Annotated in this window: 16 protein-coding genes and 3 pseudogenes; 11 read left to right on the top strand and 8 right to left on the bottom strand. The window is 45.2% G+C overall.

Annotated features, from left to right (window positions below; all coding sequences use genetic code 11):
* Nucleotides 1-759 carry a ParA family protein gene (locus BQ9893_RS08020; RefSeq protein WP_005868802.1) on the bottom strand — a complete coding sequence of 253 codons (759 nt, stop codon included), beginning with the start codon at nt 757-759 and terminating at the stop codon, nt 1-3.
* A gap of 287 nt (nt 760-1,046) precedes the next feature.
* On the opposite strand from BQ9893_RS08020, the gene BQ9893_RS08015 reads away from it, so the two are divergent.
* Both BQ9893_RS08015 and BQ9893_RS22050 read left to right on the top strand, forming a co-directional pair.
* Nucleotides 1,047-1,376, top strand: a complete 330-nt coding sequence (locus tag BQ9893_RS08015; protein ID WP_004327465.1) for a hypothetical protein — start codon at nt 1,047-1,049, stop codon at nt 1,374-1,376.
* Nucleotides 1,377-1,379: 3 nt separating this feature from the next.
* Nucleotides 1,380-1,796: pseudogene (locus BQ9893_RS22050) on the top strand (virulence RhuM family protein); the annotation flags it as partial.
* Here BQ9893_RS22050 and BQ9893_RS22045 read toward each other — a convergent pair.
* The gene (locus BQ9893_RS22045; protein WP_244155089.1) at nt 1,752-2,141 is read right to left on the bottom strand and encodes a plasmid mobilization protein; all 390 of its coding nucleotides are present in this window, start codon (nt 2,139-2,141) and stop codon (nt 1,752-1,754) included. The pseudogene BQ9893_RS22050 and the gene BQ9893_RS22045 overlap by 45 nt on opposite strands.
* A 329-nt stretch (nt 2,142-2,470) precedes the next feature.
* Nucleotides 2,471-2,848, bottom strand: coding sequence for a DUF3408 domain-containing protein (locus BQ9893_RS22515; protein WP_004330044.1), 378 nt, complete (start codon nt 2,846-2,848; stop codon nt 2,471-2,473).
* Nucleotides 2,849-3,591: 743 nt separating this feature from the next.
* Here BQ9893_RS22515 and BQ9893_RS07995 point away from each other — a divergent pair.
* Entirely contained in the window at nt 3,592-3,903 is a 312-nt protein-coding gene (locus BQ9893_RS07995) for a helix-turn-helix domain-containing protein (protein ID WP_075965616.1), read from the top strand.
* Between the two features lie 42 nt (nt 3,904-3,945).
* A complete protein-coding gene (locus BQ9893_RS07990; RefSeq protein WP_167369857.1) occupies nt 3,946-4,323 on the top strand; it encodes a helix-turn-helix domain-containing protein in 378 nt (125 codons plus the stop codon).
* A 197-nt stretch (nt 4,324-4,520) separates the two neighbouring features.
* Here the strand turns inward: BQ9893_RS07990 and BQ9893_RS21645 are convergent, their stop codons facing one another.
* Genes BQ9893_RS21645 through BQ9893_RS07970 form a run of 3 tightly spaced genes read right to left on the bottom strand, consistent with a single transcriptional unit; the run spans nt 4,521 to nt 5,696 of the window.
* Nucleotides 4,521-4,700: a hypothetical protein gene (locus BQ9893_RS21645; RefSeq protein ID WP_075965614.1), complete on the bottom strand. Its 180-nt coding sequence runs from the start codon at nt 4,698-4,700 to the stop codon at nt 4,521-4,523.
* A 4-nt stretch (nt 4,701-4,704) separates the two neighbouring features.
* Nucleotides 4,705-5,097 carry a hypothetical protein gene (locus BQ9893_RS21640; RefSeq protein WP_004320820.1) on the bottom strand — a complete coding sequence of 131 codons (393 nt, stop codon included), beginning with the start codon at nt 5,095-5,097 and terminating at the stop codon, nt 4,705-4,707.
* Nucleotides 5,098-5,135: 38 nt separating this feature from the next.
* On the bottom strand, nt 5,136-5,696 hold the full coding sequence (locus BQ9893_RS07970; protein ID WP_004330050.1) for a sigma-70 RNA polymerase sigma factor region 4 domain-containing protein: 561 nt from the start codon (nt 5,694-5,696) through the stop codon (nt 5,136-5,138).
* A 339-nt stretch (nt 5,697-6,035) separates the two neighbouring features.
* Here BQ9893_RS07970 and BQ9893_RS22510 point away from each other — a divergent pair, with 339 nt between their 5' ends.
* Nucleotides 6,036-6,374, top strand: a complete 339-nt coding sequence (locus BQ9893_RS22510) for a hypothetical protein (RefSeq protein WP_237474126.1) — start codon at nt 6,036-6,038, stop codon at nt 6,372-6,374.
* Nucleotides 6,375-6,542: 168 nt separating this feature from the next.
* Here BQ9893_RS22510 and BQ9893_RS07950 read toward each other — a convergent pair whose 3' ends face one another.
* The gene (locus BQ9893_RS07950; RefSeq protein WP_004330052.1) at nt 6,543-7,790 is read right to left on the bottom strand and encodes a site-specific integrase; all 1,248 of its coding nucleotides are present in this window, start codon (nt 7,788-7,790) and stop codon (nt 6,543-6,545) included.
* A 347-nt stretch (nt 7,791-8,137) separates the two neighbouring features.
* On the opposite strand from BQ9893_RS07950, the gene BQ9893_RS07945 reads away from it, so the two are divergent.
* Together BQ9893_RS07945 and BQ9893_RS07940 are read left to right on the top strand one after the other, a co-directional pair.
* Nucleotides 8,138-11,314: an NACHT domain-containing protein gene (locus tag BQ9893_RS07945; protein ID WP_122298786.1), complete on the top strand. Its 3,177-nt coding sequence runs from the start codon at nt 8,138-8,140 to the stop codon at nt 11,312-11,314.
* A gap of 290 nt (nt 11,315-11,604) precedes the next feature.
* A complete protein-coding gene (locus BQ9893_RS07940) occupies nt 11,605-14,298 on the top strand; it encodes a CHAT domain-containing tetratricopeptide repeat protein (protein ID WP_075965612.1) in 2,694 nt (897 codons plus the stop codon).
* Between the two features lie 92 nt (nt 14,299-14,390).
* Here BQ9893_RS07940 and BQ9893_RS22605 read toward each other — a convergent pair.
* Nucleotides 14,391-14,618 (bottom strand): annotated as a pseudogene (locus tag BQ9893_RS22605) (zinc ribbon domain-containing protein); the annotation flags it as partial.
* Nucleotides 14,619-14,716: 98 nt separating this feature from the next.
* Between BQ9893_RS22605 and tnpA the strand changes: the two are divergent.
* The 4 genes and pseudogenes from tnpA to BQ9893_RS07915 all read left to right on the top strand — a co-directional run.
* Nucleotides 14,717-15,106, top strand: a pseudogene (gene tnpA / locus BQ9893_RS07930) (IS200/IS605 family transposase); the annotation flags it as partial.
* 143 nt (nt 15,107-15,249) lie between these two features.
* The gene (locus BQ9893_RS07925) at nt 15,250-16,440 is read left to right on the top strand and encodes a hypothetical protein (RefSeq protein ID WP_075965610.1); all 1,191 of its coding nucleotides are present in this window, start codon (nt 15,250-15,252) and stop codon (nt 16,438-16,440) included.
* Between the two features lie 5 nt (nt 16,441-16,445).
* Complete coding sequence (locus BQ9893_RS07920; protein WP_075965609.1) at nt 16,446-17,015, top strand: condensin complex protein MksE; 570 nt, start codon at nt 16,446-16,448, stop codon at nt 17,013-17,015.
* Nucleotides 16,999-20,628 carry an ATP-binding protein gene (locus tag BQ9893_RS07915; protein ID WP_075965608.1) on the top strand — a complete coding sequence of 1,210 codons (3,630 nt, stop codon included), beginning with the start codon at nt 16,999-17,001 and terminating at the stop codon, nt 20,626-20,628. Before BQ9893_RS07920 ends, BQ9893_RS07915 begins: the two co-directional genes overlap by 17 nt.
* Nucleotides 20,629-20,953 lie beyond the last annotated feature (325 nt).

Genomic DNA, 20,953 nt, shown 5'->3' with positions numbered 1-20,953 from the left:
TTACTTTATTTCTGTTAGCAGTTCGTTACATACCTTCTCGTAGTCCTCTGCCCCGGCAGATTTTGGGGCATAGTGAAAAATATCCTGCCCTTGTGTCGGGGCTTCGGCCAGCGTAATGGCGTTGCGTATATGGGTGCTGAACACTTTGCCCTGGAATGTTTCCTGTACCAGTTCCGAAACGCTCTTGTTCAGGTTCTTTCTTCCGTCGTACTGGGTTATCAGAACCCCGGCTATCGAAAGATCCGAGTTCAAACGTTGCTGCACCTTGTGGACTACCTGCATAAGTTTAGCCATTCCACGCATTGCCAGGAATTGAGCCTGAACCGGGATAATCAACCGATCCGAGGCCGTCAGTGCGTTAAGCGTGAGCAGCGACAGCGAGGGGGGACAGTCGATCAGGATATAATCGAATTTCTCCTTTTGGCCTTTGATAAGGTGGGCTAAGATAAGCTCCCGTCCGGCCTCGTTGATTAACTCCGTTTCAACGGCCGAGAGATCCAGGCAGGAGGGAACGACGCTAAGGCCGTCCTTATGCTCGTAGATCGGCAGGTCGTATTCGCCTTTCATCGCACCGTAGATCGTTTGGGGAAGCTCCGCAGAGAAGCCCAGCGATTCGGTCAGGTTGGCCTGCCCGTCAAGGTCGATCAAAAGAACCTTGTACCCTTTTTGACGTAACGCACCGCCCAGGTTGATCGTGGTTGTGGTCTTTCCTACTCCCCCCTTGTGATTCAATACGGAGATTACTTTTGCTTTGCTCATAAATTCAGTTTTTTAAATGGTTGTCATGTCCGCAAATATAGTTAAAATACTAATATACTAAAATACTAAAAGTAGTATTTTTCGTTTTTTGCGTGTTTTTTGTGCCGATCGGGGAAGCGTACCGAAATAAATCCTGTTTCCGTCTTTCGGTACGTTTTGTTTCTGTACCGGAATTAATCAAAGATTAGAATAACCATAAATGTTTTTATACGTTAATCATACGTATGTATATATGTATATATTTGTTTTTGAGTATCTTTGTGTGCTATAAATAAAAAATAAAAGACATGAGCACTTATTCGTATAAAAATCCGAAGTTTATAAATTCCCCTAAAGGGGTGGTTGAAGTTGTAGAAGTGATTTATGACGGCAAAGATGATCCGGCCTATTCACTGGCTATTATTAAATGGGAAAATACCTATAAATTAGGTATTCGTTGGAACATCGCTTATAGTGAATGGGACGATTACCGCAAACAGAACGGGCAAGATGAATGTATAGGTAATCCACAGTCGAGAGGTATTCCCACCTGGTTTGTTTTGCCCGATGATATGATGTTTGGTGAGAAGTTCAGCGGTGCGATGCAGAGGCTTGATGAATTAAGAAAAGGTAAGTAAGCAATGGAACAGGGAGAAATCATATTATACCAGCCGGATGAAGCGGTCAAGTTGGAAGTGAGGTTGGAAGATGAAACCGTTTGGCTGACACAAGAACAAATAGCCGACTTGTTCGGGACTAAAAGGCCAGCTATTACCAAACATTTGAACAACATTTACAAAAGCGGCGAACTTGATATAGATAGCACATGTTCCATTTTGGAACATATGGGTAATGACGGCAAACAGAGATATACTACTAAATATTATAATCTTGATGCGATTCTGTCAATAGGATATCGGGTTAATAGCAAGAACGCAACCCTTTTTAGGAAATGGGCGAATAGTGTATTAAAGGATTATCTTTTAAAGGGGTATTCCATTAATAAACGTTTGTCAGAACTTGAAAGGACTGTCGCTCAACATACCGAGAAGATAGACCATGATCCGCTTCAGCTTTCCCAGCAGCCCGTCTATCAGCAGCCTTGTCCTGTAAAAGCCTGTCTGGTGCGAGAGCTTTGTCAGTTGGTTCAGATTGTTCGCCATTCCCGCCAGGCTGCGCAGCAGCGCATTCTCTTCAGGCGTATGCCTTGCCGTAACGGTGGCCGCCAGTGCCACCTCCCTGATATAGACCGCCAGACTCCGGCCGGACTTCTTTGCCCTGAATCTGAGAGCCTCGTAGCTGACGGGGGAGAACTTCACTGTCACTCCCTTGGTCAGCTTCCGCGTCCTGCCCAGTGCCGGACGGCCGCGTTTTTTCTTCATCTCATTCATATCCTTTGTCATATGTTTTTTCTTTTTCGTCCGTACTTCTTTCATTCCAAAATCTGCGACCGGCGGGAGTGGATTTACCCTCCCTGCAACCGCCGGGCGCTGGGGAGCAAGGGTTTTCGGGAATCCGGAAACATAACCTTGCTATTACTATTACAGAATCTACCCTTCAAAACAACAGGAAATATTAATATCAATGGTTTCAGATAACCGTTTCCATTCCTGGTCCGGAAGGTGACAATGAAAGTATATCCGCCGGAGGTGTACCTATATTTTCTACAGTCATCCGTTCCGGCTGATATACGACCGGCAGTCATTCACACGGTCTGACAGTCACCGGTACTCTAAAGTTTCCTCCAGCGTTCGATGTCTTGCCGGTAGGTTTCAAGATGCCGTCTTGCCAGATTCTCCAGCAGCCCGGATACGCTCATTCCCCGGCAGCCCAGTCTCAGGACGATCATGTCCAGGGCACTACGAGTTTCCTCACTGATGAACACGGCTTTAGGTCCCTTGATTTTAGGGGGAATGAGATAAGTTTCCCGATACTTTTCCAAAGCCGGGCGCTTCGGTGCCTTCTCCGGCTTTGCCGGCTGTGGGCAGGTTCCGTCAAGTATCTCCCTGAGGGTACTTCCCAACTTCTCACACAGGACGGCCATACGGTGCGTATGTCCTTCCGCCATCGTTTTTCCCACAAGGGGCATGTCTTCTTTTCCTTCTTTCATAGAAACTTGGATTTACGTTGATACGATGGTTTCCCATATACCGGGAAACCGATTGTCGCCGGCAAATAAAACGATAAAAAACAGACGGATCGACACTTAGGGTTCTGTTGGCGTATTCTTCTGTATCATTCTCTGCTTCAGGGTGTACGGACGGTGAGAACTTCATTATTATACGCATCGGAAGCAGGGCATGAACTTTACGGATGCAGTTGCAATCACTAAAGACCGATTGCAACCATTAATGATTATAACCGGTCATTAATGGTTGGTTATAATTATTAATGGCCGGTTACAAACACTGATGCCCGCATCAGTGTTTGTCCGGCAGGCATCTTTCAGTCCGGATATGGAAGAACATCCTGATAACCGGCCTCTTTACCGGGATGGGACAAAACTGATGGACATCCGTCATGTTCATAAGCGTCTCCACGATAACATTTGGCGCATCTTTCTATTGTATAAATCAATAAAAGTACATCTTATGAAAAAGAAAGATCGCTTCGATTCCAATTGAATATCTATTCCGGACATCTGATGACATATAATGACATCTGATGAAGGGCCGGAACCATATCCGGGAACAATCATTTACTTTGCGGATGAAACAGGCACGCATATGGTGTCAAAGGTAGTCATCCTGTCTTGAAATTCAGGATGTTCCGCTGGGATTCACTAAATTGCGGCACGGAATCCGGATCCGAAGAGAGAATGAAACAGATGTCAAACCTGAAATTACAGTGATTATGGAAATAGTGAACATTGAGGCAAGGACCTTCGAGGCGATGCTCTCGGCCTTCCGGACGTTCGCGGACCGGCTGGACACCCTCTGCCAGCTGTACGGCGACATAGAGGAGAAGAAATGGCTGGACAACCAGGAGGTGTGCCTGCTGCTGAAGGTCAGCCCGAGAACCCTGCAGACCCTCCGTGACAACGGCACGCTGGCATACACACAGATCTGTCACAAGACTTATTACAAGCCCGGGGACGTGGAAAGTATCATCCGGATAGTGGAGGAGCGCCGCAAGCGGGCTGAAAGTATGGGAAGGTCGATCTGAAAGGCCATGAAAAACGAATGTCGAACAAAAAAAGATCAAGTCATGATGAATACCGATAACCGTCTGCTCACCCGTGAGAGCAGCGAGCATATAAGAGAGTTCTTCTCTACCGTCGAGCGTCTCTCCGTTTCCATGGAGCGTCTCTTTGCCGGCAGGTCACCGGCGATGGCGGGCGAGAACTTCTATACGGACCGCGAACTGGCTGAAAAGCTGAAAGTGAGCCGCCGCAGCCTGCAACAGTACCGGGACAGCGGTCTGCTTGCCTTCACCCGGCTAGGCGGCAAGATACTGTACCGTTCTTCCGACATCGAGAAGCTGCTTGACGGCTGCTACAGGGAGGCGTTTTCTTTCCACCGGATGAACGACTTTAATTTGCTCATAAAGTATTTATACACAGAGTGTTTTCTTTATAAATTATGATCCGGTGACGACATTGGCATAACATGGCGGGACATGGAAACATTTTTCCGGTATGGCAATAAGATACGGGGATTCCATTATAAAAAAAGACCCTTATTTTATTATGTCATTATGTTATTCTGAAATTGGGGCGGGCTGCCCGTGTATCGGTGGAACGGTCCGTTCCTGTAATGGCGGCACATCCCGTACTGATATCATTATCCGCCGGCAATGTTGTTTCCCGGTCTTGCCGGAGTGACCTTATGCCGGCCGGTGACAACCGCATGTCCGTGTGTAAACATGGCGGCGCATAAAAACAGGCACACCCTCCGGGCTCCTGTCCCGTCGGATGCGCCTGTCTCCATCATGTCATATACAGCCAGACTACTCCGGCCCATGCCTCTATCTGAGTATCGGATTCGAGAGCAGTATCTTGTAATAGGCCACCCCGCCAATCTCTACCGGCATCCTCGCCATCATGAACTGCACGCTCTTCCTCTCCACCTTCGCCTGCCGCATGAGCCTCTGCACGATAAACCCGGCCGAGAACCTTGCGCATCTTTTATCCTTCCAGACGATGAACCCCTCGCTGTCGTCGGCCCGGCAGATATACCAGTCACCCGTCTCGTCATCGTGGGCGAAGTTCACCCGTCCACCGCCGAGGATTCCCAATTCGATTGACATCGTCTTTGACAGATAGACGGTTCCCCTGCTGTCAAGGTTGATGGTCCGCTTTCCCTTGTATGTGACTTCCTGCGGACGGGAGTTTTCCCTGTTGTATACTATCAGTGCCATAATTGTCTTTCTTTTATCGGTTGAACTGTTTTCGTTTTTCAATACATGAAGCTTTCCACCGCCAGCATCCGGCTTCTCCATGCGAAACCGCTGTGGGTACGTACCGCGTCCACTATCCTGCATACTTTCTGCGATATGGCCGATGCCGAGATACCCATGCATTCCGCCAGTGCCTTGAACGAGAACTGCGCCTCATAGAACCGAAGCATGAACATCCGGTATTCCTCGTAGGAGAACTTCTGCCTTACGAAACGCAGTATGTCCTTAACCAGCCTCTCGCACCCGTTCAGGTCGTCCTCGGAAAGGAATTTTGCCTCCTCGCCACATCGGAGGAAGAAATCATCTTCAGGGTGTGCATACCGGTTCTCCCTTTTAATCTTTACCAGGGCCGCCTTTTTGTAGCATCCGATGAAATACGCGTCATAGTCCGTTATGTCCTTTCCGGGAACCAGCACCTGCCTTCTTACGAAAAGGTAGGTGTCATGGAAATTGTCCTCGTCCAGCATTCCGTACCGGCGTAACGTCCCTCTCAACCTGTCATAGGATTTTGTGAACCACTCGTTGAACAGTCTTTCCTTTTCTGCGCTCTTGTCTGCCATAGCCTTATGTTTTTTTTGAGTCGTACATTTGTACGTTATACATGGCCTACACGGGTAGGCATTCTTATTTCTTGTGCTTCATCCAGTTTGTTTTTCGGCGGTCTCCGGCAAGGCTTGCCGTGAAAAAATACGCTCACGCGAAGCGTGAGGAAGATTTTTTCACGAGCAACCAGCCCGCAGGGCCGCCTTGCGGGACCGGCCTGAAAAACAACTATTTTTGCCGCAAGAAATGAGGATGACAGATTACTTCCTTCTATCTATTGTCTGTCCGGTGAGAATTTAGATTCCATGCAGCTTTTCTGTCTTCGGTATGTTTGGAGAAATATTCAAGGATATGAAATGAGAACGGCAATACGTGATGTTGCGGAAGGAATGGATATGGGATTGGAAACAGGAAGCGTGCCCGGGTTTTCATGCAGTTTATACGGCGGTGTTGATTTTGAGGAGGATTACAGGGAAGTGACAGGATGGTCGGCTGTCGGAAAAGAAGCAATACCGGCGGACGTGGATATGGGCAAAACCACCCGTACATGCAATGCAGAGGGAGCAGGAGAGCCTTCACCACAGCCGGAGCCCCTTTTCATGCCGTATCCCGACATGAAAAGGGGCTCCTGGACAATTCTTTTCCTTTTTCCTTGTCGCACATGCACTACGTCGGTCGCAGTTTTCGCCTTCTGAATCAATTTTCCCGTCCGTCACCCGCGCATTCGGAGCGTTTTTCCGGCAGAAAATTTCACCGTACGGAAATTTTCTGCCGGAAACCGGAGGGAAAACGCGCAGATCCGCGGGGACGGCGGAACTTTGATGAAGAAGGGGAAAAATCACTCGTCCCGTAAATGCCTTCCCTCAGATGGCATCGCATATCTCCTTCTCCATCTTTTCCAGCTTATGGGACAGGACTTCCATGTCGCTGCTGATCTTCTGGTTGGTTATCCGGGCATATATCTGGGTGGTTTTCAAATCCGTATGACCCAAAAGACGGCTTACGGTCTCGATGGGCACACCGTGCGAGAGCAGCACGGTGGTGGCGTTCGTATGCCGGGCAACATGGTAGGTCAGCCGTATCTTGAAACCGCACTGCCTACCAAGTTCCTTCAATATGACGTTGCATCTGCTGCTGCTCGGTACCGGAAATACATGATCGTCCTTGGACAGCCCCTTGTACTTCTCTATGATGCGCCTGGGAACGTCCAGCAGGCGGATGTTGGACTCGGTGTTCGTCTTCCGCCGGCGGGTGATGATCCAGAGGTTGCCGTCGAAGAAGGTCTGGAGCCGGTCAGTCGTCAGCGCCTTCACGTCTGCGTATGCCAGTCCGGTAAACACCGAGAAGATGAAGAGGTCACGTACCAGTTCGCAGGTCCCGCTTTTCACCGGGACCTCCATCAGCGTCTGTATCTCACGCTCCGTCAGGTAGCCCCGGTCAACGCTCTCGAAGGAGTTGATGTACCCGGCGAAGGGATTGAAGGGAAGTGCACCGCTGTTGCGGGCGATGGAGATGATGTGCTTGAGCCCGATCATGTAACCCCATACGGTATTGGTGCGGCATTTCTTCTCCGTACGCAGAAAATACTCGAAGTTGTTGATGAAGGTCAGGTTGAGTTCCTTCAGGGGGATGTCGTCACGTCGGTACACTTTCGGGACGAACTCGCACAGGTGCTTGTATATGGTACGGTAGCGGTTGTATGTCCCCTGTACGCGGCTGTGTCCCACTTTCTTGATGAACTCCTCGTTGTGCTGTTCGAAGAGTTTCAGCAAAGTCTCCCGTTTCACGCCCAGTCCGAGGTAGACATCCCTCAGCCTGGCAGCAGTGACATAGCCGTCGGACTGCATCAGTTCCTGGTAACGACGGTTCACGTCCACACGTATCCGGTCAACCGCCGCATTGATTTTCTGTGCCTCGACGCTCTTGCCGGTGGCACGTGCCGTTTTCACGTCCCAAAGTTTCGGGGGTACGTCCAGCTTGCAGCTGAACTGCTTGATTTCGCCGTCCACCGTAAGACGGCACATCAGGGGGAGATAGCCGTTGGCTCTCTCGCTGCCCTTCTTCACGTAGAAGAGGATTTTGAAAGTCGATCTGCTCATACTCGTTTTCATACTTTTTTGATTGTTACAAAGTTAATATCAAGCGAGTTGTCTCCAAGTATGAAAAATTGTGCAAATTACTGAAATATAACCTGTTGTACCGTTTCTTGTTCCTATTATATCAGTAACGATATGGGAACTGAAGTCTTTCGCAACTTTTATCGAACCTCCTTTTTCAGCTTATGCAGTATTATGAGCTAAACACCTAACTGATTAGTGGACTGCATTTTTGCTGTATTATCATTAACCTTGCCTTTTTCTTTTACGTTTATTTTAAAATCAATAACTTTGTAATTGGACAACTTTATAGTAAGAATTGCCGATAGCTTGTCCGGTTACGGCATAACATTTATCTTATTATGAATAAACAAAACCTTACTGATTATTTATGTGGGTTATTGACTGCAAATAATCCGGATTGTTTGAACTCATTTGTGCATGTAGGTGCTGATGAAATACCGGATGCTTATCTTGTCGCTATCAATGACGACTTGACTAATGATGGTGAATCAGAAGTTTGGACCGAACATTCCGAAGTTGATTTGAATAACTCTTCAAACAGAGCGAATGAACCCGAAGACTTTGACGAAGACAATTCGTATGGCGATGATGGAGTGGGGGAGAATGATATTAATGTAATTCGTCCGGCTATGGATGTGATTCTACAGGAAAGGCAGGCTGTTATTTTGGGGAATCCCGGTAGTGGCAAAACTACCCTGTTGCAATATGTCCTTCATTCAATGGCTCGTTGCTGTATGGATAATGGCATGCGAACGGATGTTCCGGTTTATATACCACTTAAGGAACTTTCTCCATCGGTCTCTTTGGAGAATTGGTTAGAAAGTTTCATTAGTCGGTCTGATTTCGGAGATGCCTTTTCCAGAGGTGCGGTATTTCTGTTCCTGGATGGGCTGAATGAAGTGCTTCCCTCGGTATATGATTCAACCATCCGTACGATTTCCCAGTTCATGAAGGTTTATCCGGATTGTGGCGTGGTCATTACTTCCCGTTTGTATGGTTATTCAGGTCAACTTGATATACCGTCTTTCCTTTTGCAAGGGCTTACCGACGATAATATTTGTTCATATATCCAGAAGCGTATCGGTGACAGTGGGTTATTCCAATACATTAAGGGCCATAAGAAACTACATGAACAGTCAAGAAACCCTTTGTTGCTGAATATGTTTGTCAGTCTTTGGCTATCTTGCGGCTATCTCCCAAAAGCGAGACTGCACCTTTATGACGAGTTTATTAGCTATCAGCTTCAGAAGGGTGGAGTTGTGTCAAATGATGACCGGCAGATTGTAGTCGATTCCCTCTCACGGCTGGCATATTCCATGCGTAGTTATGGCTATTTGTCTGACAGTATCACCGGACTTGACTCTATAGTGTCGGACTGGATGGACCCTGATAGGGTGGGGGAGGTGACCCGGATGTTGATGGACAGCGGGTTGCTTTCCGTAACTTCTAAGGGCATTGATTTTTGGTGCATCTCTTTTATCCATGAGACTTTCCAAGAGTATTTCTCTACCTTGTATATATATAGGGATTATGTTGCGACGGGCCATTTGTGTGTGGATTTCTCGCTTCCTGAATGGGGAGAGTCTTTGAAAATGCTTACTGAGAGTCTTTCTTTAAGAGCGGATACAGATAAACTGTCTGGCTTTTTGGGGATAGTTTGTTCTCAGTTTGAAATGGGGAGTAAGACGGATTGTTTCAATGACCGCCTGGATCGGTTATTCAGTACCCTATCTGAATGCTTCCCGCATAGCCCTTCGTTATCCGCTTTAATGGAACAGTACTTGTTCTTGAATATGAAGAACTTTTTGAAACTGCCCTCGTATTATCGTACTGTCGCCCGTTTTGATCAAATCTGTAGTAGTTTGGCGGTATTGGGTTCTTCTAAGCTTACTGGGATTTTGTTCAGGAGTTACAAGTGGCTGCAGTATTGGCTGTATGATGTGGACAGCCTTGAATACTTAGGTGCAAAATGCTTGATACCACCGACAAAGGTCATTCTTCAATATCTTGATGCATTTCCCAATAAGATGGAAATCTATATGTATATGCAGGATATAAGAACACAGTATGGCTGTTTCGAATCTATAAACTTACGGCTTAAATACCTCATGGTTTATCTGGCGAACCACATGAATCGGGAGGAATGTCGGGAGATGTATCTGGCGATAGGGGATATGGATGCACTTCTTCGTACGTCTGATATGGATTTTGTAGAAAGGGAGACTGAGGGGAAAGCCAATATATTGTTTCCACATTTGTCCAGTTCATTGAAGGTAATCAGCCCCGAAGCTGTTATCCGGTTTTATCAGATGATGTTCGGAAGGATGTGTAGGGAAAACCAAATGTGTTTGTTGGATTCAGAGGTATTGGCTGACTTTATCCTGAGATGTCCGGGGCTGGACGAGGTGTTACTCCGGGAAAGCCAGTTCCAAAAGTATCAGGACCAAATACTTGCTGCCTGTTTTATGGTGCCCTGTCAATACCTCAGTGACTATTATTTTAAACTGTTGCCGGTATTGCGTGACTCAATCCAGTTGCGGAGTATACATTCTGTAACCAGTATCATTTGGTACAAGGCGGCTGACGGCTTGTTTTATCTTCAGTTGGATATACCTAATTTGTCTGACGGAACCGACAACGAATTCCAGCAACTAAAGAAACAGTATCCGGATGTCCGACTGCGTAAGATCCAGTTGAATTATTTTGCAATTGATGCAGAACTGACAGAGGGAACACCGCAAGGTGTTATTAAGATTGAGCCAAACTATACGGTAGATCATGAGATTATTCCCATCAAACGTGAAAACCGTATCATTATATTGTGTGCCCAAAAAACCAGCTATAAGCCAAAAAACAAGTATAGTGTTTGCATGGATGGTACAACCTATCTTTTGAAGTGTTGCCAAAAGATATCAGTGAGGATGGTCAACTCATATCAGATGAATAATCAGGTTGTCGAATACAGTATCAAGAAAGGCTTTAATAAGGAACTCTTTCGGGACTACTATTATTACTTCCGTGCGGATGAAGTGGAACCATGGCAGCTGGATTGTTCTGCGAACTTGTCTTATAGGCTGAAAGCAAAATTGGGTTTGCTGGGCAGGCTGTTGGATACAGTTCCGGCAATAGACAAGTTGGCAGTCGTCCTAGAGGTTGTAGATACACGGGTTATCGTACAGTTCCGGAATAAGGCGACACTCAGCAGATTTCCGCAAAGGTATACTGTACTTAAGCCTGGGGACATTGTGTTCAAGTATGAATCCAAGCTGTATAAAATCGAAAACCAGATGTTATTGGATAATGTTGCTATGGTTCATGGAGAAGTGGTGTCCAAAAATGGGGATAACCTGTTTATCGCATTTCCTGATAATGAATACAATAAGGATTATTATTATTTTGATGTCAATCAGGAGTTCAAGATAGGTGACAAAGTCCGTTTCTTCCCTGTACTTAATAGAGCAAATCGCTTTTACGGAAGTCCGTTGGCGTGTTTGGTTAGAAAAGATGAAGCATAGGTTCCACTTATGCCTAAAGTGTCCCTCCCTGTGAAATGCTCGGCTTTGGTTGGCATTCGACAGGGAGTATTTTGTATAGTTTGAAGTAATCTCTGTCAAAAAAGTAGTCAAATTTGCAACTCAGAGTCCTTGTCTCATGGATAATGTTTACCTTCGTTCTTTCTAAATATCAGTAATAGTATAGCGTTATGTTTAGGTCGGTTATCAGCTGTTTGCTCCTTTTGACAGTTCTATGTGTCAATGTACACAATAGTACGTTGTCTGCCCAATCGGATCAAAGTTCTCAGGAAATGAAACGTTCTTTTTCTATTATTCGTTCTTATGAATCTGATGGACAATTTGAAAGAGCTATAGAAGAAGGAGAGAAATTATTGGTCGAGTGCGAAAAGAATTACCCTGAATTATCCCCACGATTGTACGATATCTTGTCTCATGCATATTCTAGTATGACTGATTTTGATTCTGCTATTGAATATGCTGATAAAGCTATTGAGAAGGCTAAACTGTATAGTGATTATTCTTTCGAGGATATTTTATTATTAAAACAGAACAAACTGTCTTCATTGACGAATAACTATGATTTTGAAGCAGCAATGCCTCTTGTTGCTGAAATTGAATTGGCAATTAAAAACAATGAATTGCCAAGAGACAGTTACTTCTATGCTTATGCTCAGTTATCTTCCACTTATGGGCAGTTTGGTATGCTTGAACAATCCTATAATTTTTTTCAGTTGGCCGAATCCTATTCAGATCAAATACCTGTCAATACAAAGATTTACTTTTTACTTGATATGTCTTCTGATGCGCCTAATAATTTTGTCCGTAAGAGCTGTATTGATAAGGCGTGGAATCTCTATCAAACTTTGCAAACAAAGGATGATAACCTGTTGGTGCATTTATATCGTTTTCATGGCGATTACTATTCTGGCGTTCGGGATTACCAGAAAGCCATGGAATCCTATGTAAAAGCGTTAAACATATATGAAGAAACCGGTAATTTTGATATGTTTTCCCTTACGTTGATGGAGAATGCAGCTGAAGTGTTGCGAACTATCGGCAATTATGATGAAAGTATAGTCCTCAATGAGAAAGTTGTTGAGATTAGGAGGAATATCTATGGTAATGTGAATCATCCTTTGTATTGGAATTCTCTGCATCAATTATTCTATGATTATATCTATGCTAGGCAATTCCCTAAGGCTGATACTGTCTATAAAGAATTAGGACGAATTACAAAGAATCGTAACGATAAAGAAAGCCGCATGTTGTTTTTATATAATGGAGCGGATTTGGCATCTGCGAAGGGTGAATACAAGAAGGCTGACAATCTCTATCAAAAATGCTGGGAGTATTTTAAGGATAGTGGAAAGTTGGATTATTATCAGCGATCGCTACTATACAAAATGGTAGACATGTATGCAAGATCGAATTCTGATAAATATAGAATATGGTCAGCTAAGAAATACGATGTGTATAAAGAAGAGATATTGAATGATTTCATCGGATTGAATGATGCAGAACGGAGTAATTGGATATATTATATTGAGGAACTGTCCTCTCACATGATTCGATATTGCAATCTAGGGGACAAAGCTTTGGCCGCTGAGTCATCTCTGTTTTTCAAGGGGCTTTTGTATAAAACAGGTTCTGTAATTAGATCTATGGTAGAAAGTAATCCAGAGGCGCAGGAACTGTATGTAAAATTGAAAGAACAAAAGAACTGGCTGAATGCGTTGATGAATACGGGTGATTCCGTCAGAATTGCTGCATTGAGAAATGAGATAGGTGAATTGGAACGTAAGCTGAATAACGATTTTGTGGAGTTCAAACAGTTCCGGAAGGAAATGGATGTTAGTTGGACTGAGGTAAAGAATGGTTTATCGGATAAGCAGCTGCTGATTGATTTCGTCTCTTATGAGGATTCAACTGGCGTTTGGTATAGGGCATTCGTGTATTCAAAAAAGACTAATGAACCGATCTATGTCGAACTGTTTAATGAGAAGGAGTTGAGTGCTTTTATTCAACATAGACCTGAAGAAGTATATCAATCTGCAGATTTCTATCAGCTTGTATGGTCTAAATTGTTACCTTTCACTGATGGTTATACTGATGTGTATTTTTCTCCGGTAGGATTGCTGCACAAGGTGGCCATCGAAAACCATTCCATGATGATGGAATACCAACGGACTAATCAGGTTCGCTTCCATCGCGTACCTGTTCTGACGGATCTTAATTGCAGTTCAGGACTTAAACTAAACCATGTGGTTGCGTTCGGTGATATTGATTATTCCCAGCAGTTGCAGGATAATCTGTACTCGGCCACTAATCTGAGAGGCAACCACTGGGGGGCCCTGCCCGGTACAGCACGGGAGATGGAGATTGTAGGAAATTGCCTTTCTGGGAAACCTGATTCGGATGTGGCTATTTATACCAAAGATAAGGCAACGGAACGGCAGTTCATGGATTATGACGGGAAAGAGGTTAATCTGTTCCATTTTGCGACACATGGGTTTTATTATGATGATTTGGACAGGAAGTCCAATCACGAATATATGAGACGGATGTCAAGATTGTATGACTCGTTTTCCGGTCTCCTTATGAGCGGTGCCAATAGAGGCTGGGAGAACTCCGAAATCGGAGTGAATCTGGATGACGGCATCTTGACCTACGACGAGATTGCCAACTGTAAATTCAAAGATTTGGAAGTGGTGGTGCTGTCTGCCTGTGATACCGGTTTGGGAGATGTGAACTATGATGGTGTATGGGGGTTGCAACGGGCTTTTAAACTGGCAGGGGCCACAAATCTCATAGTGAGTCTTTGCAAAATCGATGATAGCGCCGCCGAACAGTTCATGACGCATTTCTATGAGGGGGTGGCTGCCGGAAACAGCGTTTATCAGGCATTTGATTCGGCTCGGGATCAGATGAAACAAGCATACCCGGATGAACCGCTGTTCTGGTCATCATTCATTTTGGTAGAGTAGGAGTGGCTTCACTCTTCTTATAGGGGGAGAGTGAAGTATTCTACAACACATAGGTAGTTACCAATTGCTCATAAAGATGGTTCAGGTGTGAACTACCGCAAAACTAACGATTTAGCGGCTTCGAAGAAACCAATACCTCCTCTCTTTTCCTGCTTCTTCCTGCCATTGCTTTTTAGGATACGAGGTCGGTCATCTACAAGAGGACAGTCCACAGGCTTGACTTTCCCACGCTCCGTGGGTAGGGCTTTCAAGCCAAATTCCTTTATGTTGCAAGCTGCATTGAAGTCCCGGTCGTGGTGCGTACCACATTTGGGGCAAAGCGTCCTGTCTTAATGAGATTTACGCCATACCAGCTGCGATAGATTCTATATTTGTAGACTCGTAACATACTGCAAATCTAACGATTTTAAACAAAACAATGATACAGAAAGAATACATTTCAAAGAACCACTCTAAGTTTCTCATCAAGTACCACATGATACCGGTATGCAAATACAGAAAAAAGTTACTAATTGGATCAGTGGAATATGACATGAAGCAAATCATGCAGAAGATATCAAACTTTTCCGATTTTGATATTGAGGTCATGGAAACAGACAAAGACCATATACACATGATGATATGCAGTGAACCAAAACTATCTCCGCTGCAAATTGTAAGAAGACTCAAGCAAATGTCAACAACCGCCATTTAGAAGAAGTATGAAAATTACCTTAGACATATATTTTACAGGGAAAACACATTTTGGACAGATGGTTACTTTGTGTCATCAGTCCAAAATGTCAGTCAGGAAACTATAAAGATACATAATAGCAAGCTATTATATATGCCCGGAGTTTCCCGTCCGCAAAAAGGAAAAGGTAAATGTGAAGGAATCGCCACGTATTGGGGGATGGGCAGATTTGTGTGAATCTCCCGATTTGTGTAATTTTGTACCTTTAATCGTTCTATATGTACATATTTAATTCAATACCTCATATCGTCAACACCCTTAATTTGGGGAAGGATTTGTTGGAGGTTTTGTTTGAAAAAAGAAAGTCTCAGCCGTTGCGTTACGATTATGCGTTGGATATCATAGACGAGAATAAATTGAATATCCTTATCGAGCGTGAGGTCATCCGCAGAAATGGTCCATACATAGAGTTGGACGAGCATTATCTGTCTTTTTGCGAGTTGCTTCTGGAGGCTAACGAGGAAATATCCACTTCCGTGATAGATGAAAACATCCAGTTGATATACCAATTGATTGACTATTATAATAAGGAAGACAACGCTTCACGCAAGTTGGCTTATCTTCGTTCGGTCAAGTCGCACCTTCGTAAGGTGGGCAAGATTCTGGTACGAAACGTGGTGTCCTTGCAGCGGGTTATCGACAATACATTCAAAAACGAGCCTAATTATAAGGTAAAAATCGCCAAATTGGAGAATCTGGATAAGAAGCGGATTGATATCAACAGGCTTATCGTCGAATTGGGCAGTCTGTTGGACTATGATCAGACCAGCTTTTTTGTGGATTCTTTGGATGAAGAGCTTCTTGCCATATCCCGTGAACTAAAGACGGAGCTGTCCAGTGCCGGGCATAGCCTGATTCATTCTCAACAGGATATTATTGATTACTTGAACCAGATTCGTACCCAGGTAGGGTTTACACGCAAGTTACGGCGCATCAAGTATCTAAGGGAACAGTTCGAGCTTCAGGAGAAAACAAACGTGCGCGAGGTGGTTGACGGAGAGCATTCCGTGGTGCTTGAAGGGGTACAGCTGCCGCTGTTCAAAGTATCAGTACCTTACCTGCAGACGGACGAGGCGCTGGAGGTAATCCTGAAGGTGGCCGATGCCATGCGCTCGGACAAGGTGATAACCCGTCGGGAATTGGGCGGTATTTCTGTCGAACAGATGGAGAACACCGAAGTGGATATGACCGCAGTCAATACCCGGAAGATGATGGATGCCTTCTGTCAGGACAATGCTGATCTGTTTTCTTTTGTTATGGGATACCCGTATAATCGTGAAATGGATTTTGACGCAAAAGTGACCTTGTTTTGCCGGCTGCTTTCCCTTTATGAGAATGAACTGGAGATAACAGACCGTTTTGGACAAATGGAGCATATAGAGTACGCTCTTATTTTTAAAAGGAAATAAAGAATATGTTAGATAATTTGCCTGTACAGACCGCTCAGGTCTATGATTACCTGTCGAAGGGTAATTTCCTGTGCTCAAACACCAGTGTCAAGGAACTGAAGACATTATTCCTGATAGTCGAGGAGAATTTTGAACTCTTGCGCGATTATTTCATGTACATAAACTTTGTGCTGGAACAGGGGAACAATTATTTCTACTTTTCCCGTAAGGAGCCGCGTGCTACCCTGGAACAAAAGTTGCAGCGTTTCTATGCCTGGATCGACATCATGGATTTCTTTTGTACTTATGATACGGCATTCGGACCGGGATTTTCTTTCTCTCCGGCAGAGATCCTCGTCCGTTCACGCATTGACATGGATCTTGAAATGAAACTGGACGGCCTGAAGAAGCATGCCGGCGGTAAGGAAAAGCGCAAGGATATTCTGGATGTCATTCTGGACCGAATGGGCAAGGAGGGTTTTATCGAGTGTGTGAGTGACATGAACGGGACATGGAAAGTGCTGTCTTCATGGGATTACCTCACTCAAATGATTAACAGCATCAATATTGCAAACGAAAATGAGATATCTCAATAGAATAATATTCATAAACAGTGCAGCTATCCGCTATTCTGAAATACAGCTGGACGGCAACATACATTTTATCGGAACACAGGGGGTGGGGAAGAGTACTATCCTGCGGGCGATTCTTTTCTTTTATAATGCCGACGCACAACGATTGGGCATTCCGGTGGAAAAGAAATCCTATCAGGAGTATTATTTCCCTTATGCTGACTCCTATATTATATATGAGGTAATGAGGGAGGATGGCTGTTTCACAGTATTCAGCTATAAAACGATGAACCGTATATGTTACCGCTTTATCGCTTCCCCGTATCGGCCGGACTTGTTCATCGACGAGGAAGGTGTACCTTATTCGTCGGACAGCGTGCGTTCTGTGTTGGACAAGAATGGAATCAAGTATAGCAAGGCGATATCAACCTATGAGGAATATCGGAATATCCTATATGGGAATACTGACAATAAGGTGGATTATTCTTGTTTCTCTCTGATGGAGAGTGTTTCTTATCAGAACATTGTCCGGACCATCCAGAATGTATTGCTTAATTCACGGCTGGAGGCTGATTACATAAAGCAGACCATCATCACTTCATTGAACGAGGAAGACAGCGTGATTGACCTGACCCGTTACCGGAGCCATTTGTCGGGGTTCGAGAGCCAGTTGAGTGACATTGGTACGTTCCGTGATCCGGGCATGATGCGTAAGGCGAACGGCATTGTTTCCTTATTCGACGATATCCGTAAGCGGAACTTGCGGATCAATGACTTGTGCCGGCAGTTGCGGAGCGCTTATCTGCAAACAGAGAGCGTGCTGCCTGAACTGGCACGGAAGATACATGAGAAAGAGGAAATCAAGTCCGACTTTTATAAGAAGCGGGAACGGCTGGATACGGAGTCCAAGAAACGGACGGCGGCCATGGAAGCGGAGTTGGCCGTACTGAAGGACTCTCTCTCCAAAGCGGAAGCCAAACAACGGTATTATTCCGGAAAGGATATCCGGTCGGCAATGGACCGCTGCAGTAAGTTCGAGGTTTTGCAACAAGAGCAGGAATCATTGGTAACGGAACAGGATTTGTTGTCTTCAAAGAATAAGGAGGCTTCTGTTCTCCATGCCGGCCTGATTGCCAATCTAAAGAATGAGCTGGCCGGATTTGAGAATGAGAAGCAAAAGCAACTGTTGGCAATCGAGGCGGGAATCAATTGCCGTCGGGATGAGCGTCGTGACTATTACCGCTCTTTGACGGATGATTTACGACAAAAGGCTTCGGTCGAAAAGGAGCGTCTTTTCGCTGACAGGGAGAAATATAAGTCGGAGATTGCGGCCAAGAAGATGCAGATTAATGCTGTCCGTGGACAAAAAGGCTCTTCCGAGGAACTGGATGCTGTAAAGGAACGTCTGGGAAGCTACCTGTCAAACCGGAAGGACTTGGAGCTGAAGATGCGTGAACTCAAGTATGAACTTACCTGCCAGTCAAATGAATTGGAGACCTCAGAAAAGCGGTTGGAGGAAGATTTCCAAAAGCTGAGAGAAACGAATGAGGGTGAAATCGGGATGTTGGATGCCAAGATAACGGAGCTGACCGAGTTCCTGGACAACCAGAAAGACAGTTTCTTCAGCTGGCTGTCGGAGAACAAGCCGGGTTGGGAGCAGACCATCGGCCAGGTATGTGATGAGCGCTTGTTGTATTCTAAAGAATTTGCTGCAGAGGTGGCCGATGGGGATACTTTCTATGGGATTCGTTTTACTGCCGGTTCGCATCGACAGGTGAAGACCAAGGAAGATTACCTGTCAGAGAGAAAGGACGCCATGGATAAATGTGCGTCTATCCGGCAGTTTATGGCTGATGCCGGTCTGGATTTGGAAAAGGCAAAGGAACGGTTACGCAAACAGTACCAGTCTTCGGTAAAACCGATAAAGGATGATCTTTATCAGGTTGATTACGAGTTGGAACAGTTGGAAATCCGCAAGAAGGAGGATGAGTCCCGCCTGGCAGCCTTGCAGGATCAGGCGGTACGTTCGCAGAATGAGAGTGTCCGCCGCCTGGAAGAAGATTTACATGCGCTGGAAGCGGCTTTGTCTTCTGTCTGTGGAACCATGGATGCGCTTCAGGCGAAGTTGGATAAGGAGATGTCAGCTTTGCAGAAGCAGGAAGAAGGCGAATTGAAGGTGTTGGACAAGGAACTGTCTCGTGAGAGGGAGAGCATTCAAGAGGAAATCCGGCTTAAGAGGGCGAACTTGGAAGAGCGTAAAGCGGAATATGACAGACGGCAGCTTGAGAACTTGCAGGCGAGTGGGGGAGACCCGAAACGGCTGGAGGAGATTAATGCGCGGCTGGTATATATCAATAAAGAGATTGCTTATATTAATGAGACTAAGCCGCTGGTTATCGAGTACCTGAAGGATAAGCGCGAAGTACTGGATAAGGTTCCGCACTGGACCGCAGAGAGTACCCGCTTGCAAATGATAGTGGGACAGGAGAGGGATGAACTGAAGAAACGTCTTTCTGAAGTAAACCATGACATTGGTAAGGTGGACGCAGAACTGAAAGGATTGAAGGAAGCCAACAGGAAGGCAATGGAGAACCGTGAGGAATATCACCGGTCAACTTTGTCTGATTGGTTCGTCTCCCGTGATTCCATATTTTCTTCCATGGATAGGGGGGAGACGGACGGGGATTGCCGTGCCTTGGTACGGGAGATTACCATTTCTGTCAACGAGCAGGCACAGCGGTTATCAAGCTTGAGGAAAGACATTGTTGCCTATACAGGCAACTTCTCTGAGGGTAATGTCTTTGCATTCAAGACGGTTTTCTCCGATGACCATGAGTATATGGACTTTGCCGGTGATCTGAAGGATTTTATCGCGGAGGACAAGATTTCGGAATACCAGTCACGAATCAATACACGCAATTCGGATATTTTCCGTCAGATTACGGCTGACACCAAGAGCATGGTTTCCCAAGAGGGGAATATCCGTGCCGTGGTGGAAATGATAAACACGGATTTCAAGGAGAAGAATTTCGTCGGGATTATCCAATGCATTGAAATGAGAATCGATCCTAGCCAGAACAAGATAGTGAACCTGTTGAAGGAGATTAGGCGGTTCAATGAAGAGTTCGGGTGGGATTTGGGACAAAACCTGTTCTCTACTGCAGGAGACGACTCCGCGACGCGCGAAAAGGCAACGACATTGCTGCGTGAGTTAATCAAGGCTATGGATGCGCATTCGGGAAACCTGATCCGGCTGGCAGACTTCTTCGATCTGAAATTCCGCGTCATCGAGAACCGGAATGATACGGGGTTCGTTGAGCGGCTGACTAATGTAGGCTCTGAGGGTACGGATATCCTGGTCAAGTCTATGGTGAATATCATGCTGCTGAATGTTTTCAAACGTAATGCTTCCACCGAATTTTCCGAATTCAAGTTGCACTGTATGATGGATGAGATCGGCAAGCTGCATCCCAATAATATGGCAGGTATCCTGAAGTTCGCAAACGACCGGGATATCCTGTTGATTAATGGATCTCCTACAGAGCAGGATGCTTTGTCCTACAAGCATATCTATAAACTGGAGAAGGATAACGACAGCTTTACCCGAATCAGACGGGTGATTACACAGTTTGATTAGTTGTCTATAGGTTCTATAGGTAGCTCTTTACTGATAGACTTCAAAAAGAGAACCAACCGGAGTACAGCTAATTTTGGAACAGAAAAATAAGATATTGTTTATTATCTGTTCCAAAATTAGCTGTTGTTTTTTAGGTAAAGGTGCGTATATAAGAAAACTCTCTGGCAGATAGGGAGGTGGCTGTTTTGTCAAAGTGTCTTAATCCTTGTTTTAATGGATTCTTTGACAAAATGAGGTACGTTACGGCAATAAGCCACGTAAATATCTTAATCCTTGTTCTAATGGAATACCCTCTTTTTCAAGAAGATATAGAAATCCTCAAATT

The organism is Parabacteroides massiliensis, assembly GCF_900155425.1.
GTDB lineage: Bacteria > Bacteroidota > Bacteroidia > Bacteroidales > Tannerellaceae > Parabacteroides > Parabacteroides massiliensis.
This window is presented reverse-complemented; position numbering and strand designations above follow the sequence as displayed.

Coding starts and splice junctions, on each gene's coding strand:
- BQ9893_RS08020 (WP_005868802.1), bottom strand. CDS start 759: ATGAGCAAAGCAAAAGTAATCTCCGTATTGAATCACAAGGGGGGAGTA.
- BQ9893_RS08015 (WP_004327465.1), top strand. CDS start 1,047: ATGAGCACTTATTCGTATAAAAATCCGAAGTTTATAAATTCCCCTAAA.
- BQ9893_RS22045 (WP_244155089.1), bottom strand. CDS start 2,141: ATGACAAAGGATATGAATGAGATGAAGAAAAAACGCGGCCGTCCGGCA.
- BQ9893_RS22515 (WP_004330044.1), bottom strand. CDS start 2,848: ATGAAAGAAGGAAAAGAAGACATGCCCCTTGTGGGAAAAACGATGGCG.
- BQ9893_RS07995 (WP_075965616.1), top strand. CDS start 3,592: ATGGAAATAGTGAACATTGAGGCAAGGACCTTCGAGGCGATGCTCTCG.
- BQ9893_RS07990 (WP_167369857.1), top strand. CDS start 3,946: ATGATGAATACCGATAACCGTCTGCTCACCCGTGAGAGCAGCGAGCAT.
- BQ9893_RS21645 (WP_075965614.1), bottom strand. CDS start 4,700: ATGGGCCGGAGTAGTCTGGCTGTATATGACATGATGGAGACAGGCGCA.
- BQ9893_RS21640 (WP_004320820.1), bottom strand. CDS start 5,097: ATGGCACTGATAGTATACAACAGGGAAAACTCCCGTCCGCAGGAAGTC.
- BQ9893_RS07970 (WP_004330050.1), bottom strand. CDS start 5,696: ATGGCAGACAAGAGCGCAGAAAAGGAAAGACTGTTCAACGAGTGGTTC.
- BQ9893_RS22510 (WP_237474126.1), top strand. CDS start 6,036: ATGAGAACGGCAATACGTGATGTTGCGGAAGGAATGGATATGGGATTG.
- BQ9893_RS07950 (WP_004330052.1), bottom strand. CDS start 7,790: ATGAAAACGAGTATGAGCAGATCGACTTTCAAAATCCTCTTCTACGTG.
- BQ9893_RS07945 (WP_122298786.1), top strand. CDS start 8,138: ATGAATAAACAAAACCTTACTGATTATTTATGTGGGTTATTGACTGCA.
- BQ9893_RS07940 (WP_075965612.1), top strand. CDS start 11,605: ATGAAACGTTCTTTTTCTATTATTCGTTCTTATGAATCTGATGGACAA.
- BQ9893_RS07925 (WP_075965610.1), top strand. CDS start 15,250: ATGTACATATTTAATTCAATACCTCATATCGTCAACACCCTTAATTTG.
- BQ9893_RS07920 (WP_075965609.1), top strand. CDS start 16,446: ATGTTAGATAATTTGCCTGTACAGACCGCTCAGGTCTATGATTACCTG.
- BQ9893_RS07915 (WP_075965608.1), top strand. CDS start 16,999: ATGAGATATCTCAATAGAATAATATTCATAAACAGTGCAGCTATCCGC.